Genomic DNA, 22,418 nt, shown 5'->3' with positions numbered 1-22,418 from the left:
AATGTGTTCGATTTCTAAATGGATTAGGTCTCCCTAAAAAGGAGGTGATCCAGCCACACCTTCCGGTACGGCTACCTTGTTACGACTTCACCCCAGTCACCAGTCCTACCTTAGGCATCCCCCTCCTTTCGGTTGGGGTAATGACTTCGGGCGTGACCAACTTCCATGGTGTGACGGGCGGTGTGTACAAGGCCCGGGAACGAATTCACTGCAGTATGCTGACCTGCAATTACTAGCGATTCCTCCTTCACGAAGGCGAGTTGCAGCCTTCGATCTGAACTGAGCTACGGTTTATGAGATTTGCTTGCTATCGCTAGCTTGCTGCCCTTTGTCCGTAGCATTGTAGTACGTGTGTAGCCCAAAACGTAAGGGGCATGCTGACTTGACGTCATCCTCACCTTCCTCCGGTTTGTCACCGGCAGTCTCTCTAGAGTGCCCAACTTAATGCTGGCAACTAAAAACGAGGGTTGCGCTCGTTGCGGGACTTAACCCAACATCTCACGACACGAGCTGACGACAGCCATGCACCACCTGTGTTCGCGCTCCCGAAGGCACTTTCAGCTTTCACCGAAATTCGCGACATGTCAAGTCTTGGTAAGGTTCTTCGCGTTGCATCGAATTAAACCACATACTCCACCGCTTGTGCGGGCCCCCGTCAATTCCTTTGAGTTTCACACTTGCGTGCGTACTCCCCAGGCGGGATACTTAACGCGTTAGCTCCGGCACGGCTCGGGTCGATACAAGCCACGCCTAGTATCCATCGTTTACGGCTAGGACTACTGGGGTATCTAATCCCATTCGCTCCCCTAGCTTTCGTCCCTCAGTGTCAGTTGCGGCCTAGCAGAACGCTTTCGCCACCGGTGTTCTTCCTGATATCTACGCATTTCACCGCTACACCAGGAATTCCTTCTGCCCCGAACGCACTCTAGTTCTGTAGTTTCCACCGCTTTTACAAGGTTGAGCCTTGCTCTTTAACAGCAGACTTACAGTACCACCTGCGGACCCTTTACGCCCAATCATTCCGGATAACGCTTGCATCCTCCGTATTACCGCGGCTGCTGGCACGGAGTTAGCCGATGCTTATTCCTCAGGTACCGTCATTTTTTTCTTCCCTGAGAAAAGAGGTTTACGACCCAAGAGCCTTCCTCCCTCACGCGGTATTGCTCCGTCAGGCTTTCGCCCATTGCGGAAAATTCCCCACTGCTGCCTCCCGTAGGAGTCTGGGCCGTGTCTCAGTCCCAGTGTGGCTGATCATCCTCTCAGACCAGCTACTGATCGTCGCCTTGGTAGGCTCTTACCCCACCAACTAGCTAATCAGACGCGAGCTTATCTTCAGGCAGCAAGCCTTTCACCTTCCGGCATATCCGGTATTAGCCACCGTTTCCAGTGGTTGTCCCCGACCTGAAGCCAAATTCTCACGCGTTACTCACCCGTCCGCCACTAAATCCCTAAAGATTCCGTTCGACTTGCATGTGTTAAGCATACCGCCAGCGTTCATCCTGAGCCAGGATCAAACTCTCCGTTTTGTTAAGTTTGTTTTTTAGCTCTATTATTTTTTTTCGATCCTCTCAACCCTCTACTTCTCTTTCCAGGGTCTTCGATTCTCAAATATTTTTGACGAGGAATGGTCGTCTCTATTCTTTCAAAGTATTATCTTTTCGCGGTTCAGTAGTTGGGGCGCTTGCCCTTCACCTCAATTAATATAGCAACTCTTTCTCTTTTTTGTCAAGCTTTTTTTTAAACTTTTTTTCTTGAGTTGCACGGCTGACGCGTTTAATGGCTAAAAGCCTGATGAAATATAGGTTTAGGCTTCTGATAAATATGAGTAAATCTATCTTGCCTGTCTTTGTGGCATCCTTTTTTTGCATCAATGGCTAGAATCAAGACATTTACTTACAGATGATTCCTCAAGTTTTGGCTACTGTATCCTGTTCTCGTTGTTATCAACTAGTTGATAGTCAGGCAATTACCTGTCCTCATTGTCGGCTAACTCTAAAAGCCCATGGTCATCCTGGAATTCCCTTACACCGAGCTATTGGTAAGGAGTATCTGTGTGAAGGGTGCATCTATAATTGGGATGATAGTTGTAATTTCCCTAAGCGTCCCTATGCTCAAGACTGTACGCTTTACCAGAATTTAGAAGAGATTAAATTAGAAAAGCAACGGCAGAATAGTCTTAGAAGCTTTGGTGTAACCGTTAAAACTTGGTTTAAACGCTATCAGGCTTGGCTGTTAATACTATTCGTCTTATTTGTATGCTTGCTTATTGCTGTGTCAAGTTCCTAAAGAATAAGCATTGGCAGTTTCTATCTGTGTGGGGGGTGTTTTTTCTTCAAATACGTCTAAGTCAAACCAAAAAGTAGTACCGACACCAACTTCACTGACTAAATTAACCTGACTATGATGTCTTTCCATAATGTTTCTCACAATGGACAGACCTAAGCCTGTGCCTTCAAGGGTGTGAACTCGATTTTCTACTCGGAAAAAGCGGTCAAAGATTGCTTGTTGGTCTTCTGGGGCAATCCCAATTCCTGTGTCACTGATTTCAATCCGCACTTTTGAACGATGATTGTGTTCGTGCAGTGTTGTCTGGGCGTATTTTTCTGTTTGCACTGAGTCTGTGTCAGGAGAAGATAAGGAAACATTGGGTTGAGGATTTAGCTGGTAGGCTCGAATTGCCACTTTACCGCCGGCTTTGGTGAATTTTAGTGCATTACCGATTAAATTACCAAAGACTTGTAGTAATAAGTCGTAATTACCTATAACTAAAGGTAAGTTGGGGGCGACTTCCTGAACTAGTTCCAGTCCTTTGTCTTTGGCATTGAGTTGGTAAGTACGCAGTGTCTGTTCTAATGCTTGTGCTAAATCAACTCCGTCAAAATTATAAGTGCGCCCAGATTCAAGTTTTGATAAGTCTAAAACATCATTAACTAGGCGGGTAAGTCTGTCGGTTTCATGATTGACAGTTTCTAGAAATTCTTGGCGTTCTTCTACACCTAAGTCTTCTCCGTAGTCATGTAGGGTTTCAATATAAGTTTTGATGTTAAATAATGGTGTACGTAGTTCGTGAGATATATTGCTGATAAATTGACTTTTAGCTTCATTCAGTTCTACTTCACGGGTGATATCTTGAACTGTAATGGCAATACCTTTAATACTTTCCCGTTGCAGGTTGAGAACTGTAGTTAAGAGAATGCGGATGGTGCGTTTGGTGGGTTGCTGGAGGGGGATACGGAATTCAGCACTTTCACATTCACCTGCTGCCATTTCGTATAAAGTGCGGGTAATTTCTATTTGTACGCTTTGTGGTAAGTTATGAAGTACATTTTTGCCGACGACATCAACTCCTTCCCAAGAGAAAATCCTTCTGGCTGTGGGGTTGACTAAAATTATCTGCATATTATTATCAATTAATACTGCACCATCAGCAATGGTGGAAACCAAGGTTTCTAACTTGGCTTTTTCGGCTGTCAGTTCCTCTATATTTTGTTCTTCATAACGTTCTAGGCGCTCTGCCATTTCATTGAAGCTGAAAATTAGTTCTCCTAGTTCCCCTCCTAGTGGTAGGTCAATGCGCTGTTTAAAATTCCCGGTGGCAATTTGTTTAACCCCTACTAATAGTTCTTTAATGGGCTTAGTAATGGTTAATGCGTTAATTACTCCTGCCAAAATCACCATGACCCAAATTGTGATAAAGACGGCAATGGTGACATCACGGGTGAAGTTGGTGGAAATAACTGCTGTTTGGTTGGGGTTGATGCCAATAGCTAAGACACCCAGGTATTTTTTATCCACTATTAAGGGAATAAATACATCTGTGACTATGCCGTCTGGGGTTGTATGTTGGCGTACCATTGGCTGGTCATCATCGCTGGGATAATCTTCTGGTAGTTGGATTTTCCGTTTGATGGTGAGGGAGTTTTCTACTTCTGGTTCCCAGAATGGAATGCCGAAAAAGATTTTTCCTGTTTCATCGGCATAAAGCATATAACGTACGCTGGATGTGCTGCTGTAGAAACGTTGGGAAAATTGGGCAACTTCTGTAAGATTGTGATCTGCGATGAGTGGAGCAACGTTAGAAGCAAGTAGTAATCCCAGGTCGCGGCCGAAACGGGTGTCATTGAGACGTGCATCTTGCTGAATTGTATTGACTGCCCAAAATGTCAGGCCACTCATTACTAGGGAAACGGCCAGGGTAGCGACAGCTAAGAGTTTGGTTTGGAGGGTGAATTCATACCACCAATGAGTAATGGCATCTCGGATTGTTGTAAAAAAAGCCAGCATCTTAAATAGACTTAAAATATAGTTGTTAGTAGTTCTTTAGTTTTCTACCCCAACAACTTAAAAATTAACAGTTAATTCAGTAAAGGTGTTAGGGAGAAGTGGGAAATATGGAAAGATGGGAGGGTGGAGAGATAGAAAAACTACTAATTAAGCTAACTCAGGTTGCAATTTTTAGGACTCTATGACCAATATCTCTACGGTAATATACGCCTGAAAATTGAATGTGTGTGATGCCAGTATAAGCTTGGGCGATCGCCTGTTGGAAATTTTCGCCAATTCCAGTTATATTCAATACTCTACCACCGTCTGTCAAGATTTGTTGGGTCGAGTTCAACTTGGTGCCAGCATGAAATACAATGGCTCCGGCTGCTTCTGCTTCTTGAATTCCAGTAATGCTCTTGCCTTTTTCATAATCTCCAGGATAACCTCCTGAAGCTGCCACTACTGTAGCCGCAGCACCTTCTTTCCAAGCAAGTGGTGGCATTTCTCCTAAACGCTGGTGGATGCAAGCCAAAATTAATTCTTCTAAGGGTGTCTCCAGCAATGGTAAAATTACCTGGGTTTCTGGATCACCAAAGCGACAGTTAAATTCTAAAACTTTAAAGTCGCCATTGGGTGCAACCATTAATCCAGCATACAAAACTCCTCGATAGTCAATACCCCTGTTTCTTAAAGCGGTAATAGTTTTTTCTAAAACTTCTGTTTGCACACGCGCCATTAACTCTGGTGTAGCAATGGGTGTTGGGGCATAAGCTCCCATTCCTCCGGTATTTTCTCCGGTATCTCCTTCTCCAATCTGTTTATGATCTTGGGCTGGTAGTAATGGACGAATTGTTAATCCATCAGTGAGTGCTAAAACGGAAACTTCTTGTCCTAGCAAACATTCTTCAATGACTACAAAGTTACCTGCACTGCCAAATTGTCCCTGAAAAATGGCATCAATGGCAGTTTCAGCTTGTTCAATAGTTTGAGCCACTGTCACACCCTTTCCGGCGGCCAAGCCATCAGCTTTGACAACTATTGGCGCTCCCTGTGCTTGGAGATATGATTTTGCTGCGGTGGATTCTGTAAATACTGCGGCTGTAGCTGTGGGTACTCCTGCTTCCTGCATTAAAGCTTTAGCCCAAGCTTTACTAGCTTCAATTTGCGCTCCTGCTTTAACTGGCCCAAATACCATGAGTCCTTGGTTTTGGAGATAATCTGTAATGCCATTGGCCAAAGGCACTTCTGGACCAACTACTACCAAAGAAATTTCATTTTTTAAGGCAAATTGACTTATGCCTTCAAAATCGTCTACCGCTAGGGGTAAGTTTTGACAGTGTTCCAGAGTTGCTGTACCTCCATTACCAGGGACACAGACAACTTGCTCAATTTTATTCGATTGCAACAGTTTCCACGCTAGAGCGTGTTCACGTCCCCCATTACCGACAACTAAAACCTTCACTTATTTCCTCGTGCGTTCCTTGCAAAACACGAATGCTCTAAAGCTACTCGCAGATCAATTTTTTCATTAATTATGCTACTAATCAAGTGTCATAACAGAGAATGGGGAACGAAAAATAATGTTTTCAAACCAAAATTAATCATAATCTGTTAAAAATGTAAATATTTTGTAAATTTTTATATTTTTTAAGTAAATTGAAAATCAGTGCTTAAAAATTTATGACCATTTAGCTTAATTTATTAATAGTTCTACCAATTTTATGTGAAGTTGCATCAAATAAATCTTGTAGAAACGATAACTCTAAAGTTTCTGTAGTCAGGAATAAAGTGGATCTTCATAAAAAATTTGTATGAATATGAGGCTGCAAGAAAATTCAAAAAAATATCGAAAATAAACAACATGGCTAAAATTATTGTTACTGGGGCTGCTGGTTTTATAGGTTCTCATCTGGTTGATACATTATTGCAACGAGGAGAAGAAGTAATTGGCATTGATGAATTTAATGATTACTATGATCCTGTTTTGAAACGAAAAAATATTGCTACCTTTGAAAATTCACCTAACTTTACTTTAATTGAGGGGGATATTCAATTTTTAGAGTTACCAAAAATTTGCCAAAATGTGGAGGTAATTTATCATCAAGCTGCACAAGCTGGGGTGAGAAATTCCTGGGGTAAAGGCTTTAGGGCTTACACTGAGAGGAATATTAATACTACACAAGTTTTGTTGGAAGCTGCAAAGGATGCTCAAAATTTGAAAAGATTAGTTTTTGCCTCGACTTCTAGTGTATATGGTGATGCGGAAACTCTACCGACAAATGAAGAAATTCATCCTCAACCTGTTTCACCTTATGGTATTACAAAGTTAGCGGCTGAAAGGCTATGTGGACTATATCAAAAAAACTTTGGTGTGCCTTTTGTGTCATTGCGTTATTTTACTGTTTATGGTCCTAGACAACGACCAGATATGGCATTTCATAAGTTCTTTAAAGCTGTTTTAGAGGATGAGGCTATTCCTGTGTATGGTGATGGACAACAAACACGGGATTTTACATTTGTGAGTGATGCTATTGCTGCTAATTTAGCTGCTGCTAATGTACCAGAAGCGGTGGGGGAAATTTTTAATATTGGTGGTGGTAGTAGGGTGGTTTTAGCTGAAGTTCTGGATACAATGTCGGAAATAGTTGGTAAGCCTATTAAACGTAAGCATATTGAAAAAGCTATGGGAGATGCGCGTCATACGGCTGCGGATGTATCTAAGGCGCGGAAAATTCTGGGTTATCAACCACAAGTTTCTCTGAGGGAGGGTTTGCAGAAGGAATGGGAGTGGGTTAAAAGTTTGTATACTTGAGACATTTCAACATACTACAGAATTCAGGAGTCAGGAGTCAGAAGTAAAACTGGCTTTGTGTATAGGTTTCAATTTAGATTTTGTACCTCCTAACTACGCAAACTGCTGTAAATCTTTTTTGATTGTTCCTAAATTTGGGGGAGAGATGCTTTGTTCTTCCTTTTCCCCTTTCACATTTCTTTCAAATGTTCGTTGATGTAGAAATATTTGTATAGTTAATTGATAGTTTTCAGTTCTTTTAGATATCGTTAATGTTGGGTTATGCCTCCGGCACACTACGTGAACGTTCCTCAAACCAACCTACAAGATTAGCGATCGCACTTCTGGATCAAACTCCTCCAAGTACCAACTCCATTTAACCCCAATATTGAGATCACCGACCTCCCCACCGGACAACTAGCAGAAGCCCATCCCACAAGATTGGATAATTTATTTCCCAGAAGTTCCTTACCGCTAGTTTCGTTATGTTTTGTGGTGAGATATTTGTCATCGAAGCCTTAATTTTAATCATCCCATAATGTATATGTTTCTTCAAAAACTTCATCCCAACTCAGAGCCAAAATTTCTGGCTTTTTGCCCATTTCGTCTCTAGCATCCTGTTTTGCGGCAGCAAAACACTTATCCCAAATTGAGTTTAAAAAATCTCTATTGAGGCTTGGCATCTCCTCTTGACTATCAGCAATTTCCCGCTGTGCAGAACGAATCGAAATTACCCAACTGGCAGTACGTTTTTCAGGCTGACATTTCCATTTGATTATGTGTAGCATGAGCCGAGTTAGTTGACTACTTACTGCCCTCTTTTCTGATCTGCCCATTGATTCGGCTAAACTCTCCAAAATATTGTAGGCTTCCGTCATTTCTCCCTCTTGTAGCAATTGTTTTGCTTTCAGCACTGCTAAGTATGGCGATTTAAATACCAGTTCATCCCATGCTACTGCCATAATTTCTGACCTCTCTAGCTTTCTTCTTTCCAAAAATTCCGATCAAGCATATTCTTTTTCCACCTGCTGTCTTAATGATAAGTCCTGGACTTACGCAACTGGCACATTGGTAAGGTGCGTCAGATAAAGAAAATCTGTTAGATGCTCAGTTATCAGGTCTGACGCACCCTACAAGAGATAAAATCCATATTTGATAGATTGTGTGGATGGGTAAGTCCTATTAACCTATTCCCAATTTTCAAATTCGTTGATGGTATTGCGAATGAGGATATTTATTTGGGTACGTCGGGTTTCAAAGTTGGCAGCAATGTAAATTAAGAGAATACCAACTAGCAGACCTACTATCCATTTTAAGAAGGAATAACTGAGACTGAAAATCACCAATTGATAAATGCTGGTGATCAAGAAAGCGGCTGTACCAACATAGAGAAAAGCACGTACTCGTAAAGCTAATCCGACAAAAATGGCAATGAGGCTAAAAATTCCAGGTATGAAGGGCAGATTTTGATGAAACAAGACTGGCCAGCCACAAATTAAACTACTACTTAGGATTCGTAAGCTGTGACGAATTGATTTAGATTCGGGTAGTCTGAGTTGTTGATCTATTTGGGCAATGTATAAGAAAGATAATCCAATGGGTGTGACATACCATAAGCTATCTGTAAGGCCTAAATGATTAAATTCACGAAATAAAGCCCAATCAATTAATGCCACACTGAGATATGTAAAACGTAATTGTGATGTGACTATAGCTAGAAAGATATAAAAACCAGCGCAAAGAACTAGGGTAATGGGGTAGATTTGTTGTTGGGTTTGCCAAATAATGAATAATGGCAAGATGTATGCGGCTCGTTGCCAAGGTGTTTTTGACCAACCCCAATTTTCCCAAGGTATGATGTAAAGGAAGTAGGCGACTATACAAGCTAATGCACCACGCCAAGGTAGTAACAGTTTGCCTATAAAACTTACTACGGGTAAATGCTGCAAGTAAATATTTACGATGGCTGCTTCTATTAAACCCAGGTAAACCCAGATTTCATCTATTTCTATTCCCCAATACCTTTGTACAGGAATATTTAGGGTGTTTTTCCTTCCTTGCCAAATGGCATAGCGCATCAACAATAACCCTGTTCCTATTCCTACAGAGAGGTTAACTTGAATGGGAACTGTAATGGCAGCTAGAAATAAGCAACTACTCCAAACCCAATGTAAATGAGCAATATTTTTGAGTTCTTTTGGAGTGAGATACAAGTAACTAATCAGCCAAGGGGAGAGGATGCGGTAAGCATACATAATGGTCGCACCAAGGGCTGACATGGCAATTAATCCGTCACCTAATGCCCCTCCTGTGGCTTGGGACATTTGATAAAAGAGGAGTTCGTAGGCAGAGATGGATACTCCGATGATGCCGAAGTAAAGCAGGGGTTTGAATTCTTCTTTTCTGCGTCCTATACCAATGAGAATTAAGGCTACACCCAAACTATATAAACCTGTCCAGTCGGTGAAGGTGTTAAACCTCAAGATGACACTAAATGCACCATAGATGAGGGGTAAAATATGGAAACTACTGGGTAAGTTTGTTAATTGATATTTTCGTCGCCACCATTCCCCGAATAGTTGGGTTGTTAAGCCAAGGGCGATATTGGCAATGCCGATTTTAATAATTGAGTGTTCTCCAAACCCTAGTATTTCGGCGACTAATAATTCTAAACACCAACCGATACCTAAAAATGCCCAGTTTGTTGGTTGTTGCCAACTGCGATAGATAATTGCGGTCAAAGCGATTGCTGTGGCGATAAAATAGGGGATTCCGGCAATGGCATTTCCTGAGTATATGAGGTATGAATGTACACTGATGCCTAATAATTCTAGGATACAGAGTGCGATCGCCCATTTGTCAGCTGCTAAGGCATAAATTTGAGTCCGGTTAAATAGTAATTTCCTCGCTACCCATAATCCCAGAACAGCTAAGGCATTTACCATTAACCAACCTGATAACCCTAAATTTGGGAAAACTTGCCATAATGTGGCTACTATTACACTCAAACCCAACCCGATGGTAGTTCCCGCAGTTGTTTGATTTCGTAAATAGCGAGTATTGACGAACATCACAGCAGTACCCACACCCAAACCAATTAATCTAGTTCCCGCTAATGGAAAGGTTAAAAGTTGGGCTGATAATACAGCTATGATGCTGACAAAAATTTTTGTTTTCTGACTGGCTTCACTACTGCGACTTCCTAAAGCTGTGAGTGTTAACGGTGTAATTAACCAAATAGTACGCCAATAATCAGCATTAGCGAGATTACCATACCAAAATGCTTCTGCTTTGATCCATAGTAAGAAAAAACTGACAGTAGCTAAACCTAAACCAATATACCAAGCACTATTTTTCCAGACAGTTTCTCTCCAGCTAAATATCCATTCTCCTACCATCAAAGTTAATAGAAACACTGCCCAAATTTCATAACTGAGATTGGGAAACCACCAATTAATGCTAGAACACAGGGTTAATACTCCTGTAATGTGCGTCAGATAGATTAAGGAGATAGAAGAACGTTGTTTGGTGACAGTAGCCAGGGTGATAGTAGAGAAGAGAAGATTGAGCGATCGCACTGTGGGATTAATTATCCCTAGCATTGTTAAGGATACCCCAAATAATACACTTAACTGATCGCCAAACATCACTAAATTTGGTTTATTAGCACGATGGAATCTATTTGTTAGCGTCACCATCAAAACTAAATAGGGAAATAAAGCCAAACTCAATAATACGAAATGTTGATTTTGAGCATTAGTTAAATTAGCAGCAATATTAATAATTAACTCCTGTAATTCACCAGGAACTAAACGCCAACCTAACCAAATTGTTTGTAACCCAATTACAAAAAATGCTAATAAATCAATTTGAAAACTATACTTTCCTAACCGCTGACTAAAAACCCATAAACTCAACCCACTTACAGTTATTGCTTGCCAAGGTTCATTGAACACCGACACCAACCAACCCAAAAACAATAAAATTCCCCCTAATTTTTCCCAAATAGAAGCAATTGAAGGTGTATTTGTTGGATTGCTTACTCCCATCTCTGTTTGCGGAGAGGAGTTAGAGGTTAGGTTTCTCTCTACTAACCAAACTGTTAACCAACCGCAAAGACCAATAGCTAAACCCAACTGAGTAACATTTACACCAACGATAAAAATCGCCCTTGATAATATTCCTAATAATTCGTAAACAATAACAGCAAAATATATACCAATGCCCCAAATATCATTTTGTGCATCTGAATTTTTTCTAGTTTGGCGTAGGTTTTGATAAACAATGATCAAAGTTGTACCTACCATTGCCAGATAAACAGCAATTAAAGGAAAACCTGATATCTTCCAACCCCAATGCAAATAACTCAGACCCAAAATATTGAATAATGGTAAATTGCCACTGGGAAAATTACTAATAATTGTGCGATTTCGAGACAGTAAAACGGTTATTGTTGATAATACTAGAGAACCAAAAGCTAATATTATCCAGTTGATAGGATTATTCCACAAACTAAAGCTATCCATCGCCCAGAAATTGACAGGCACTAATAATAAAGTCACAATTAATAAAGTCTGTGCTGTCAATTTGAGGTTGGTTTGTTTTCCAGCCCAAAAAGTGAAACCGTAAAAACTCAAAGTATAGGCTAATAAAACTCCATATTGTCCAATAGCAGGAAATCTTTCCCACTGACTTGCAGCCAATACACCAGAGGATAAAACTACTAAAAATACACCCAAAAATAACAACCAGCGCACACTTAATTCTTCACCCAATGATTGAAACATTGAAGTGAGAACATTCGGTTTAGCTGGCGCTTTTGGTTTTGGGGGTAAAGTAGCAATTACGGACTTTGATCTAGTCGCACTTGTCAATACATCTTGTGGCAGATTTTCAATTTGTGGTTGTAATATGACAGAACAAACAAGATATTCTCGACATATTTGCCTAACTTTGGCATCAGATATTAAACCTAAGCGCAGCCAAATATCCAGTCCTTCCAATAACTGAGGATGGGAAGAAGGTAGCCTCAGTTGGATTATTAATGGATGATCAGGAGGTGATGACATAAACCGTAACGATCTTAAGTATATACTGGCATTATGTTTATGATGCTAGTATACTTTGACTCATATTGTGACACTTATTAAAATAACTTACGATCATGCACTCCAAACACATAGAAAAGTGCAATTTTTCATTCAAAAGACAAGGTATATTGTAGCCATTTGCTGAAAGTGTCACTGATGAAAATCAATCCAGACTTGTTTTTTGCTCTTGATATAATTGTTTAAACAAAGCTTGTTGTTTTTTATGGTCTACTATGGGTGTAGGATAACCAACAGCACGACGTTCTAAAGGTGTAATATTGCCACTTATCAAATATTCTGTATCTACAGATTTTAATTCTCGAACCCATTGCCGAATATATTCACCATCAGCATCAAATTTTTGGGCTTGACTAGCTGGGTTAAAAATCCTTAACGGTTTGGGATCCATGCCACTGGAAGCACTCCATTGCCAACCGCCATTGTTAGCAGATAAATCACCGTCAATGAGTTTCTGCATAAAATATTTTTCTCCCCATTGAGGATTAATAATTAAATCTTTGGTTAAAAAGCTGGCTACTATCATTCTACATCTATTGTGCATCCAGCCAATTTCATTTAATTGTCGCATAGCTGCATCAACTATTGGATAGCCTGTTTTTCCTTCACACCAAGCTTGAAAATGAGCTTCATTATTTCGCCAAGGGAAGTTTTTAAAACTATCTCTATATGCACCATCAGCTAAGTCTGGAAAATGATACATTGCGTGTTGATAAAATTCCCGCCAAGCTAATTCTTGTTGCCATGTACGAATACTTGCTGTAACTTCTTCACTATTACTATTTTCTAATGCTTCTATTGTGGCTTGCCAAATTGTACGAATACCAATTACACCAAATTTTAAAGCTGCACTTAATTGAGATGTTCCATTTACGGCAGGAAAATTACGTTGTTCTTGATATTCATTAATGGGATTTTTGATAAAATTTTCTAACTTTGCTTGTGCTGCTGCTTCTCCAGGAGAAATAATTAATTCTCCATCCCAAATAAAATCTAATTCTTTTGCAGAAGGTAAATTAATTGCACCTGATTGTGTTGCTATTTCCTGTTCTGCTGTTGTCAAATGTTGACAATTTTCTAACGTTGCGATTGGCTTGGCTTTTGGTTTACTACTCAAGTTTTTCCAAAAGGGGGTATAAACTGTGTAGGGAGTTTTAGAACCACTAAAAATTTCGTCAGGTGAGTGTAGTAACTGATCCCAATTTTGATGAAGAGTCTGAATACCTTTTCCTTTCAGGATGGAAATTACATCATTATCCCGTATTTGTGCGTAAGGTTCTACATCCCAATTCCAAAATACTGCTTTGGCTTTCAAGGCTTCAGCTAAGGCGGGAATGGCTTTGACAGGATTATCATGTAAAATTAGTAACTGGCTACCTGCTTGAGTATATCGCTGTTGTAATGACTCTAAACAGCCGATCATGTAGCTTACTCTTGCAGGTGCAACATTATCACTGTTTAAAATATTGGGGTCTAGACAAAATACACCTATCACCTTTGCACTTTGTTCTCTAGCCGCAGCTAGTCCTGTATTATCAGCAATACGCAAATCCCGGCGATGCCAAAACAAAATTAAGTCAGACATTCGATATAAAATAGTTTTTTTGTACTATTTTATCCTAATAGGATCAACAATAATTATCAATTGAAAAATTTATGTAAAACTCTGACACAAATCTCCAAAATTAAGTATGTTTTAAAACACCCGTTTTCCAATCGGAAATAGTGGCTTTTTGACACAAATTTCAGTAAACTGATTTTAATAGAGAATTTAGTATTTTTGTCATGGCGATTTTATTACTTGACAACAACACAATCGAGAGTGATTTAAGTCAGATAGTTGATGAACTAGAACCCCTAAATATCAAGCTGAGAAATTATGACCCAGGTACATCGTTGCTTTTCCCAGAACTGCTAGAACAGGAAACAGTTACGGAATCGGAGAAACGTCACATTGTCGGACTTCATAACGGTGTATTTGAATTCCTGCGACAAGAAAACGGTTATCACTGGAGTGATTTACTCAATTTACATCCTGGTTCACCAAATTTAGATACCTGGATAGCAACTTACGGACGTTACCATACTCATAATGCACCTGAAGCAAATTATCTGTTAGCAGGAGAGATGATTTATGGTTTCGTTAAGCCTGATAAGAGTCAAGTGCAGTTATTACTTCAGCAACAAGACTATATATACATTCCCAGCGGAGTGGAACATTGGTGCAGTCCTTCTGCATCATTGCATTTTAAGGTGATCCGCTATTTTATAACTGTAGAAGGTTGGATGCCAAATCATACGGGTACTCATCAGCGTTTCAAAATTTAATTGTTCCAAATTTCACAGAGTGCATCTACCATTATTCTCTAGAAAATCAACTTCTAGTTTTGCTTACTGATGTAAAAGTATATTAAATTGGTAACTTGTAAAGGTTATTTACTTTTATCCTGTAAAGTTTTTTTTACTCATGAGTCAAATAATCTGGATTGCACGACACGCTAATCGCCTTGATTTTGTAAACCCTGATTGGTTTATGACTGCGGAAAAACGCTATGATCCTCCTTTGTCGGATGATGGCATGGTGCAAGCACAACAATTGGCAAAACGACTAAAAGGTGAAAAAATATCCCAAATTTTTGCTTCTCCATTTTTGAGAACAGTGCAAACTGCTAATGCGGTGGCTGAAGTGCTGGATCTACCGATTAAACTGGAAACTGGCTTAAGCGAGTGGCTGAATCCAGAGTGGATGACAGAGGAACCGGAAAAACTGCCAACGATCGCTTTAGCAGCATTATTTCCCAGAATTGATACTGGCTACACATCACGGATTGCGGCACAATATCCCGAAACTCATGAAAAGGTGCGACAACGTTCTGGACAAACTGCTAGATGTTTAGCGGCTGAGTGCTGGCCAGATGATATTCTTTTAGTGGCACATGGGGCTTCGGTACTGGGTGCGGCCATGGGTTTAGTGGGGGATATTGCGAAAACAGAAGTTAAAGCTACTTTATGTTCTTTGGTGAAAGTGGTGCGTCAAGATTCAGAATGGTTGCTAGAACTAAAGGGAGATACTTCGCATTTAACGACAATAGAGGAAGTGGTGCGATTTGTTTAAGTCTCTAATTTAGGGATTGGAAATGAATGGCAACTAGATACCAACTAGGCAAAAATAACTAATTAGCTAATAAATTTTATGACTTTGCTACTAGCAGGGGATATTGGTGGGACGAAAACTATTTTGCGATCGCTTGAATTTTCTGAATCTTCAGGATTAAAGACTTTGTATGAGGAGAGTTACCGCAGTGGAGACTTTCCCGATTTGGTGCCGATGGTGCAGCAGTTCTTGGCCACAGCGAATTCTTCGACACCTGAAAAAGCTTGTTTTGCGATCGCAGGCCCGGTGGTAAACAATACTGCTAAACTCACTAATTTAGCCTGGTTTTTAGATATAGACAGATTAGCCCAAGAACTGGGTATACTTTCGATTTCCCTAATTAATGACTTTGCTGCTGTTGGTTATGGTATTTTTGGTTTAACGAAACAAGATTTAGTGACTTTGCAAGTTGGTAAACACCAACCAGAAGCACCTATGGCAGTTATTGGTGCAGGAACTGGTTTAGGACAAGGTTTTTTAATCAAACAGGGAAATCAGTATCAAGTTTTTCCCTCGGAAGGCGGACACGCGGATTTTGCGCCCCGGAATGAGTTAGAGTTTCAGTTATTAAAATACCTGTTGGATAAACATGATATCCAACGCGCTTCTGTGGAAAGGGTTGTTTCCGGGTTAGGTATTACTTCTATTTACCAGTTTTTAAGAGATAGACAAATAGCCACCGAATCACCAGAAATTGCTCAGATTGTCAGAAATTGGGAACAGGAAGCGGGAAAAGCAGAAAAAACCGTTGATCCTGGTGCAGCTATTGGTAGTGCAGCCTTAGCGAAGAGCGATCGCCTTTCCGAACAAACCATTCAACTTTTTGTAGAAGCCTACGGTGCAGAAGCCGGTAATTTGGCGTTGAAACTTTTACCCCACGGTGGATTATACATTGCCGGTGGTATTGCCCCGAAAATTCTGCCCTTGATGCAAGATGGCAGTTTTATGTTAAATTTCACCCAAAAAGGGAGAATGCGTTCCATTCTCGAAGAAATTCCAGTCCATATAATTCTTAACCAACAAGTGGGATTAATTGGTGCAGCTTTGTGTGCGTCTAGGTTATAAATAGCAGCAACAGTTTATTTTAGGTTTCCCTCACGTTTCCCTGAATTGGATTAATTTTACGTGATTTTAGGTTGTGAGGGAAGTTGTGTATTGATAAGTTTTACTTTTGCGTTCGCCATAACCTTGAGGGTTTTGCTTATCAATTACCTCACTCAGATATATTTGTATATCTCTCACAATGTTTAACGATTCGTTTAACAAAATGTGCAAGGATTCGTATAACGTTTTGTTTAACGATTATAAAGCCACTACCCCAATAAGGATCAAAGAGGGTAATGGCTGGAGTAGTGAAATGGAAGGATTTAACTTAGATGATAATGACGTGGTTAAACTCGATTCTTCAGAGAACCCCGCTGAAACAACAACATCAACCCATAATGAAATTATGCAAGCAATTTGGGCGGGGGTTCGCTATCGACTAAAGGAATGGAGACGGATCAAAGATCCTGGTAGTTTCAATCGAATTTTTTCCTGCGGTGTGCGTGGTCAGGTGTTACGTTCGGATGGTGGTGGCTGGCAATCTGGAGTAGTTCGAGTTCGCCTGGAATTTATACCAGATGAACCTCAGCAAAAAGTTGTATTACTTCCACCCTCAAAAATAGAATCACCTCTAGATGATTTAAGAGCCGAATTACTGAACAACGAATAGTTACCCGTTAAAACGGCTAGAATTACCTGCCATTAGCTACCACTTCCTCAAAACAATATTGTAAAAGGTTAACCTTTCGCAATATTTCTTTTTACAGTCACTAGAAAGTGTTAATTAATTCCAGCTATTTAACCAGGTAGGGTAAGTAATCATACTTACCCGTTTATTTTGAGCTAGAAGGGCAGTCACTACGGCTTTTCGACTAATCGCACATCTTTGTAACCGATAGGTGCTAGAAGAACCTTTTGCGGATTCTTTTTAGCAGTCCCCGCTTTTATGTGAATCAGCTTTACTCCATAACCAGGGCAAACTTCACCTACTTCAAACTTTTTCCCCTTGATAGTTGGAGATGGGAGAGAGTCAGAGATTATTTCCACCCAGTTACCAACCTCTGGTTGTGGGTCAATATCTGTCATGCCATCGGGTAATGGAGTTTTTGACGGTAGACTTGGCATCACATCAGAGAAAGTTGGAGATTCAACGGTAACAGCGGTAACAGATGGCTGTAATCCTTGCATAGCAGGTGTTACCGTGGGCGTTACCGTGGCGTTACCATGAGCATCTGACGGTAACGTTTTTGGTGCATCTGTTACCGCTGGTTGGGTGTCGGTAACGGGTCGGTAACACAACGGTAACGCTTGTCCTGCTTGGGTTTCAGTTTCTGTTACCGTCGTTACCGTTAAATTCTCAACTTTTTCTAATTTCCATGCTTTTATGGGTTTTCCGTTTTTGCGTACTGAGTGACCACTTGTATAGCCTAACCGAGTTAAAGCATCTGATATTGGTTTCCAATCATTTTGTTTTAGCCCTTTACCATCCGATTCTGGGTAAAGGTGTGTATATATCTCTGGAATGGTTACATATTCCTCAGAGTCTTTAAACCATCCCATCACCCTACAGGCATCCTCTACCGCGTCAAATAACGGGTCAAAGCTTGTGTATTTTTCATTGTTGGCAGCACTGGCTATCTGCTCATCTTCTGATAACTCGTAGGAATACCCTGACTCAAACAGTTTGTATGCACAAGCCCAAATCAAATCACGGTATTCAAGTAATGCTTGAAAATCAATTTTCCCTGGTATGTTTACAACCCAAAAACGAGTATGCCCTGTGGGGTCTAAAAGGATATCTTGCTTGTTTGTGGATGCAACTAAAATTGAGCTTCTTTGTAGCGTGACTGTTGTTCTACCATAGGGTAATACAACTTTATCAAACGGGTCACTAATTACAGCTTTAAGGTTAGCTACATCTGTTTTTCTGTATACCTTATCGAATTCAGCTATTTCATTTATCCAAGCTGAATGTAAAGACATTAAATCATGTTTATCAGTAGTTCCTTTGTATGAGGAATTAAAGAATTTATTACCAGCCAATTCTCTCCAAAAACTAGATTTACCAGCATCCTGTTTACCATAAAATACGCATACCCGTTTAAAGAAGCAACCAGGCTTAAATGCACGATTAACAGCAGCTACCAATGTTTTGGTGATAAAGGTTAAGTGCAGGTTATCTGTTACACCTGTTATCTCACTAAGCATTGTATGAAGCTTAGATAATGCGGTATCAGTATCTATATTCGCGGCTTTATCCTTAACAGAATTCAAGTATTCTATAACTGGGTGATATGCGTTATGTTTAGCAACCTTTATCAAGTATTCGATAGCGTACCCTTTTGACAGTTCTATCCCAACTTCTTGGCTGATATCTATAAATGAACTATCAATATAGTATTCACTACCATCCTTTTCTATCTCATTGGTCATCTGATTTAGTCTGATACGATTGCCGTAATACTCAGACAATTCATTGACTATTTCAGCATGAGTTTTTTTATGTGATTTGGGTGAACGCTTTTTAGTCTTTGGCTTATCACCGAATTTATCAATGTAAGCATCTAAGGTATATGCTTTCTCAAGTATTGCTCTAAATGCTTCTATGCCATTTTGGGAGATAAAATCATCCATGCCCTTACCTTGTTCGGGTTGCCATAATCCAGTTATTACTTTAACTGTACAACCCATGTCAACAAGAATCCTGGCTAATTCAATTGTCGCTCTATGTACGTCTGGGTTAGTAGCACAATCAGCGTCATAACCTATAATGAATTTCCTTATTCTAGAATCATATATGGCTTGTAGTGTAGGTACTAGCTTTTTGTTGCCATTATCGTCACGGGTCAAGCTATTCCAAATACCAGTAGAACCGACTGTAAATATACCTTCACTACAACCTTTGATAGCTTTCTTGAATCCCTCTGTGATTAAAACAAACTCATCTAATGAATTTTCTCCGGTAATTAATCCATCTGAAAACTTTTCATCATAGCGTTGACCGTCAGGACAGTATGGGATATAAGCATCCGGTTTACTACCAAATTGGGATTTATATCTAAGCTTCTTGCCTTTAGCATCTGGTTTGGGGTCATCGAATCTTAACTGAGCATGGTTTCCTTTGTGTCCTATCACCCATGCTTTCTTCTTTTCATCTCTAATCGCATTAGCTTCTATCCACTCAACAGGTATATCCCACTCACGGGAAGCACCGATTACTGTGGTGATGTCGTTGCCGTCTATTGTTAGTGTCATTGTTTTGCTTTCCTATCATTTTGTTTTGTTGGGTGGATAGGAAACAGCGGATTGTTATGATAGGATTAAACCAAATCCTTAAACAAATCGTTAAACGAATTGTGTAAGGAATCTGGATTGATGCTGGTTACATACCAGTTTCTATTGCATCCTAAAGAATGATGGACAAAGGCTTTTGCTAGTGGTACGATACCTCATAGCAACCTTTTGCAAAATCATTTAAACAGACGCTGTTACCTTGTGTCTCCTTCTAAACCTTTGCAATTGGCGTTGACGTGGGTTTAGAGTTCAACAACTTAAAACAAGAATACCATGCCTCACTTCAGACGGCGTGGTATTTGCTTTTATGGCTACTCCTCCTCACTGCTTGCGTAAATACCCTTAATATCAATCCCCAGTCCATCAATACGTTCTCTGATTGACGCTGTAAGCTTTCTTGCTTGTTCGTAGCGTGGTGATGTTTTTTTGGCTTCACAGGTTGCCTCCCAAGTTCCAATCTCAATATCTAGTTCAATCAGGAAAGCGTACAAATCATCAAGTTTCCCGGCGATGGGAACGGGAACCCATTTCTGTACCGTATCAGCACCATATTTTTTACTTCTACCACCACCGGGGTTTCGCTTTCCGGCTTTGGGTACACCTCTAGGCATAGTTTTAGATCCAAATAATGTTTTTGCAATCGCCGCGACATCCTGGTTATTGAGTAGAGATCGTCAGATCGCTCAAATGTCCTCTGTGCCTTGGTTATCTTATTTATATAACATTAATAAGATAAGAGTAAAGAGTATAAACGTACTAATTTGTTATTGTTGTGACGAAATAAGATGTATAAGGATTGATGCTAAATGCTATCGTCTCACGATAATTAGTGGATACAAAATCCTTGGTGAAGAGGATACTTTTGGTGCGATTGTACCTTTAGTTTTTATTTTGTGAAAGTGAAATTTAGCTTTCTGGTTGGGGAGAGGTATATGTTTTTATTTGTTTAACGATTTGTATAAGGAATCGTTTAACGAATCGTTTAACGAATCGTTATAGGAAAACAAACACACCCTAAACCAAAAGTCTTGTTTTGCCTAGCTTTCAATAATCAATTACTAACAATATTTGATACTAAGTAATAAACCATAGTAATATCTTTTTAGGCTGAATAAGTACCCCAATCAGCTAACCTCTATCGCCGTCGTTAGAGGTTTTAAAACGAATCTTTATATCGAATTTTTATGAGTCCCATTCGTTGATGTATTGTGTTTTAGCCCTACCCCTTCCAGGGGTTTTTTATTGCGTCTTCATTAATCGCTCATCATCTCCTTAATTTTATCCTCAGACACGCCATAGATAGCTGACAGCAATTCACATACGTGCCATCCATCGCCTATTATTCGGAGTGCCGCTGAAATAGCACTTTCTAGGGGAATAGCTTGATTATTTTCACTAGTCAGGATATCTAATGTTGTTTTAGTTGTAGCTCTTTTTTTGTATACCCTATCATTCATTTCTGGACTATGACCTAAACTCATAGCACGTTTTTCTATTGATATTCCTGCTTGAATACCATTTAAGTTAGCGAGATGTCTTAGTGCATGAGTTTGAGTTATAAATTCATACTTCTTACCCCAATCTATTAGTTTTTTGCGTGCATTACTTACATACCTGTGAACCTTACTTCTATCGTTTCCTTCTACCGATACTTCTGGTAATATCCCATTCCTTATATCCAATAATTCAATCAGATTAGGGTGTGTAGGAGGTATTAAAGGTATAGCTAATCTATATCCTGTTTTAGTCGTTGTACCTGCTATTGTTTCACTACCAATCACAGCTATCATATCCCTATCTGATTCAATTTTAGATAAAGCAGGTATCACACATTTATCCTTTGTGATATATGAATCATGTAGATTTTGAATAGCAAATACTTCACTGATTCTTAGTCCATACACAACCTGCAAGCTAAATACAAACATCCACTTTTTTCGTGATTCGATATCAGCTTTAGAACAGTTCGCGATATCACTTAAGACCTTTTCCCTGAATTCTAAAAACTGTTCTAAGGATACGTTCTGTAATGTCCTGAAAACCGTTTGTTGCGTATCTAGCTTGTCTAGCTCAGACTTGATACTATTCAATCCCGATAATTCACACAGTTTTTTGAAAGCTTGTATGCAATAAATGTATGCCTTAGTTCCTTTTTCTTTTTGGTTGATTGCACACATACATCCTGATAATGAAATTACTTTTGACGTATCGGCTAATAATTCAAAATACCTACCGTATACATCATGGTATGTAGTTTCATCTGATGGATTACCTTTAATGCGTTTCCTACCTGTTTTTTTGGTGTGACTCCAGTAGTAATTCTCTACTTGCTTAATAGCATCCTTAAAGCTTAGTAGATCATTTTTTACTTGATTACGTTCTAGTATGTGAATTTCGTACCATGCGAAAAAGTCTGATTCACTAGTAAATCTATTCAAGGCTTCTGATACTTTATTGGCTTTGTCTAGTGCTTGAATAATTCCTACTTGCGTAAATTCGCAATTACATGATTTTTCTCGCCTTTTCTCACCTATCTGTATTTGCAATGATATGTAAGCTTTATTGTTCTTTGTTGACCTTTTCAACCCAACGCCTTTAGGACTATTTTTTTGTGCATCCTTAAATAAATCCAATAGGTGCTGATATCCGTTATAAGGTGCTGTATTCTCTGATTCCATGTTTTTTCCCTCATTAAGATTTTTACCAGTGGGAATTAGAGGGAAAAACAAGCTAAAATAAACTGTTTGTAATTCTTAACCAA

At 39.7% G+C, this 22,418-nt stretch carries 14 protein-coding genes and 1 rRNA gene; 6 read left to right on the top strand and 9 right to left on the bottom strand.

Translation table 11 applies throughout. The features are described 5' to 3' along the window. Positions 1-37: 37 nt before the first annotated feature. Positions 38-1,526 (bottom strand): 16S ribosomal RNA (locus tag ACLLO5_RS17050). A 388-nt stretch (positions 1,527-1,914) separates the two neighbouring features. On the opposite strand from ACLLO5_RS17050, the gene ACLLO5_RS17045 reads away from it, so the two are divergent. Then, positions 1,915-2,286: a hypothetical protein gene (locus ACLLO5_RS17045; protein ID WP_413176118.1), complete on the top strand. Its 372-nt coding sequence runs from the start codon at positions 1,915-1,917 to the stop codon at positions 2,284-2,286. Here ACLLO5_RS17045 and nblS read toward each other — a convergent pair. Both nblS and purD read right to left on the bottom strand, forming a co-directional pair. Beyond that, a complete protein-coding gene (gene nblS, locus ACLLO5_RS17040) occupies positions 2,275-4,284 on the bottom strand; it encodes a two-component system sensor histidine kinase NblS (RefSeq protein ID WP_413171683.1) in 2,010 nt (669 codons plus the stop codon). The two genes, ACLLO5_RS17045 and nblS, sit on opposite strands and share 12 nt — an antisense overlap. A 157-nt stretch (positions 4,285-4,441) precedes the next feature. Next, positions 4,442-5,728: a phosphoribosylamine--glycine ligase gene (gene purD / locus ACLLO5_RS17035; RefSeq protein WP_413171682.1), complete on the bottom strand. Its 1,287-nt coding sequence runs from the start codon at positions 5,726-5,728 to the stop codon at positions 4,442-4,444. 399 nt (positions 5,729-6,127) lie between these two features. Here purD and ACLLO5_RS17030 point away from each other — a divergent pair, with 399 nt between their 5' ends. Further along, positions 6,128-7,078 carry an NAD-dependent epimerase/dehydratase family protein gene (locus ACLLO5_RS17030; protein WP_413171681.1) on the top strand — a complete coding sequence of 317 codons (951 nt, stop codon included), beginning with the start codon at positions 6,128-6,130 and terminating at the stop codon, positions 7,076-7,078. A 503-nt stretch (positions 7,079-7,581) separates the two neighbouring features. On the opposite strand, the gene ACLLO5_RS17025 is transcribed toward ACLLO5_RS17030, so the two are convergent. The 3 genes from ACLLO5_RS17025 to ACLLO5_RS17015 form a co-directional block, all read right to left on the bottom strand. Beyond that, positions 7,582-8,019: a DUF29 domain-containing protein gene (locus tag ACLLO5_RS17025; protein ID WP_413171680.1), complete on the bottom strand. Its 438-nt coding sequence runs from the start codon at positions 8,017-8,019 to the stop codon at positions 7,582-7,584. A 225-nt stretch (positions 8,020-8,244) separates the two neighbouring features. Further along, positions 8,245-12,126: a DUF2157 domain-containing protein gene (locus tag ACLLO5_RS17020; RefSeq protein WP_413171679.1), complete on the bottom strand. Its 3,882-nt coding sequence runs from the start codon at positions 12,124-12,126 to the stop codon at positions 8,245-8,247. A 184-nt stretch (positions 12,127-12,310) separates the two neighbouring features. Beyond that, positions 12,311-13,750 (bottom strand): FAD-binding domain-containing protein, encoded by a 1,440-nt coding sequence (locus tag ACLLO5_RS17015; protein ID WP_413171678.1) that lies wholly within the window; start codon positions 13,748-13,750, stop codon positions 12,311-12,313. A gap of 200 nt (positions 13,751-13,950) precedes the next feature. Here ACLLO5_RS17015 and ACLLO5_RS17010 point away from each other — a divergent pair, with 200 nt between their 5' ends. The 4 genes from ACLLO5_RS17010 (at position 13,951) to ACLLO5_RS16995 (ending at position 17,033) form a co-directional block, all read left to right on the top strand. Further along, entirely contained in the window at positions 13,951-14,493 is a 543-nt protein-coding gene (locus ACLLO5_RS17010; protein ID WP_413171677.1) for a cupin domain-containing protein, read from the top strand. 139 nt (positions 14,494-14,632) lie between these two features. Then, on the top strand, positions 14,633-15,280 hold the full coding sequence (locus tag ACLLO5_RS17005) for a histidine phosphatase family protein (RefSeq protein WP_413171676.1): 648 nt from the start codon (positions 14,633-14,635) through the stop codon (positions 15,278-15,280). A gap of 78 nt (positions 15,281-15,358) precedes the next feature. Then, entirely contained in the window at positions 15,359-16,384 is a 1,026-nt protein-coding gene (locus ACLLO5_RS17000; protein ID WP_413171675.1) for a glucokinase, read from the top strand. A gap of 292 nt (positions 16,385-16,676) precedes the next feature. Next, entirely contained in the window at positions 16,677-17,033 is a 357-nt protein-coding gene (locus ACLLO5_RS16995; protein WP_413171674.1) for a KGK domain-containing protein, read from the top strand. 188 nt (positions 17,034-17,221) lie between these two features. On the opposite strand, the gene ACLLO5_RS16990 is transcribed toward ACLLO5_RS16995, so the two are convergent. The 3 genes from ACLLO5_RS16990 to ACLLO5_RS16980 all read right to left on the bottom strand — a co-directional run bounded on the left by ACLLO5_RS16990 (position 17,222) and on the right by ACLLO5_RS16980 (position 22,335). Continuing rightward, positions 17,222-19,618, bottom strand: a complete 2,397-nt coding sequence (locus ACLLO5_RS16990; RefSeq protein WP_413171673.1) for a VapE domain-containing protein — start codon at positions 19,616-19,618, stop codon at positions 17,222-17,224. Positions 19,619-19,968: 350 nt separating this feature from the next. Further along, a complete protein-coding gene (locus tag ACLLO5_RS16985; protein ID WP_413171672.1) occupies positions 19,969-20,268 on the bottom strand; it encodes a hypothetical protein in 300 nt (99 codons plus the stop codon). A gap of 642 nt (positions 20,269-20,910) precedes the next feature. Continuing rightward, positions 20,911-22,335 (bottom strand): hypothetical protein, encoded by a 1,425-nt coding sequence (locus ACLLO5_RS16980; RefSeq protein ID WP_413171671.1) that lies wholly within the window; start codon positions 22,333-22,335, stop codon positions 20,911-20,913. Positions 22,336-22,418: the final 83 nt, after the last annotated feature.

The sequence above is a fragment of the Anabaena azotica SJ-1 genome, from assembly GCF_047275885.1.
Classification (GTDB): Bacteria; Cyanobacteriota; Cyanobacteriia; order Cyanobacteriales; family Nostocaceae; genus Trichormus_B; species Trichormus_B azotica_A.
This window is presented reverse-complemented; position numbering and strand designations above follow the sequence as displayed.

Coding starts and splice junctions, on each gene's coding strand:
- nblS (WP_413171683.1), bottom strand. CDS start 4,284: ATGCTGGCTTTTTTTACAACAATCCGAGATGCCATTACTCATTGGTGG.
- ACLLO5_RS17030 (WP_413171681.1), top strand. CDS start 6,128: ATGGCTAAAATTATTGTTACTGGGGCTGCTGGTTTTATAGGTTCTCAT.
- ACLLO5_RS17025 (WP_413171680.1), bottom strand. CDS start 8,019: ATGGCAGTAGCATGGGATGAACTGGTATTTAAATCGCCATACTTAGCA.
- ACLLO5_RS17020 (WP_413171679.1), bottom strand. CDS start 12,126: ATGTCATCACCTCCTGATCATCCATTAATAATCCAACTGAGGCTACCT.
- ACLLO5_RS17015 (WP_413171678.1), bottom strand. CDS start 13,750: ATGTCTGACTTAATTTTGTTTTGGCATCGCCGGGATTTGCGTATTGCT.
- ACLLO5_RS17010 (WP_413171677.1), top strand. CDS start 13,951: ATGGCGATTTTATTACTTGACAACAACACAATCGAGAGTGATTTAAGT.
- ACLLO5_RS17005 (WP_413171676.1), top strand. CDS start 14,633: ATGAGTCAAATAATCTGGATTGCACGACACGCTAATCGCCTTGATTTT.
- ACLLO5_RS17000 (WP_413171675.1), top strand. CDS start 15,359: ATGACTTTGCTACTAGCAGGGGATATTGGTGGGACGAAAACTATTTTG.
- ACLLO5_RS16995 (WP_413171674.1), top strand. CDS start 16,677: ATGGAAGGATTTAACTTAGATGATAATGACGTGGTTAAACTCGATTCT.
- ACLLO5_RS16990 (WP_413171673.1), bottom strand. CDS start 19,618: ATGACACTAACAATAGACGGCAACGACATCACCACAGTAATCGGTGCT.
- ACLLO5_RS16985 (WP_413171672.1), bottom strand. CDS start 20,268: ATGCCTAGAGGTGTACCCAAAGCCGGAAAGCGAAACCCCGGTGGTGGT.
- ACLLO5_RS16980 (WP_413171671.1), bottom strand. CDS start 22,335: ATGGAATCAGAGAATACAGCACCTTATAACGGATATCAGCACCTATTG.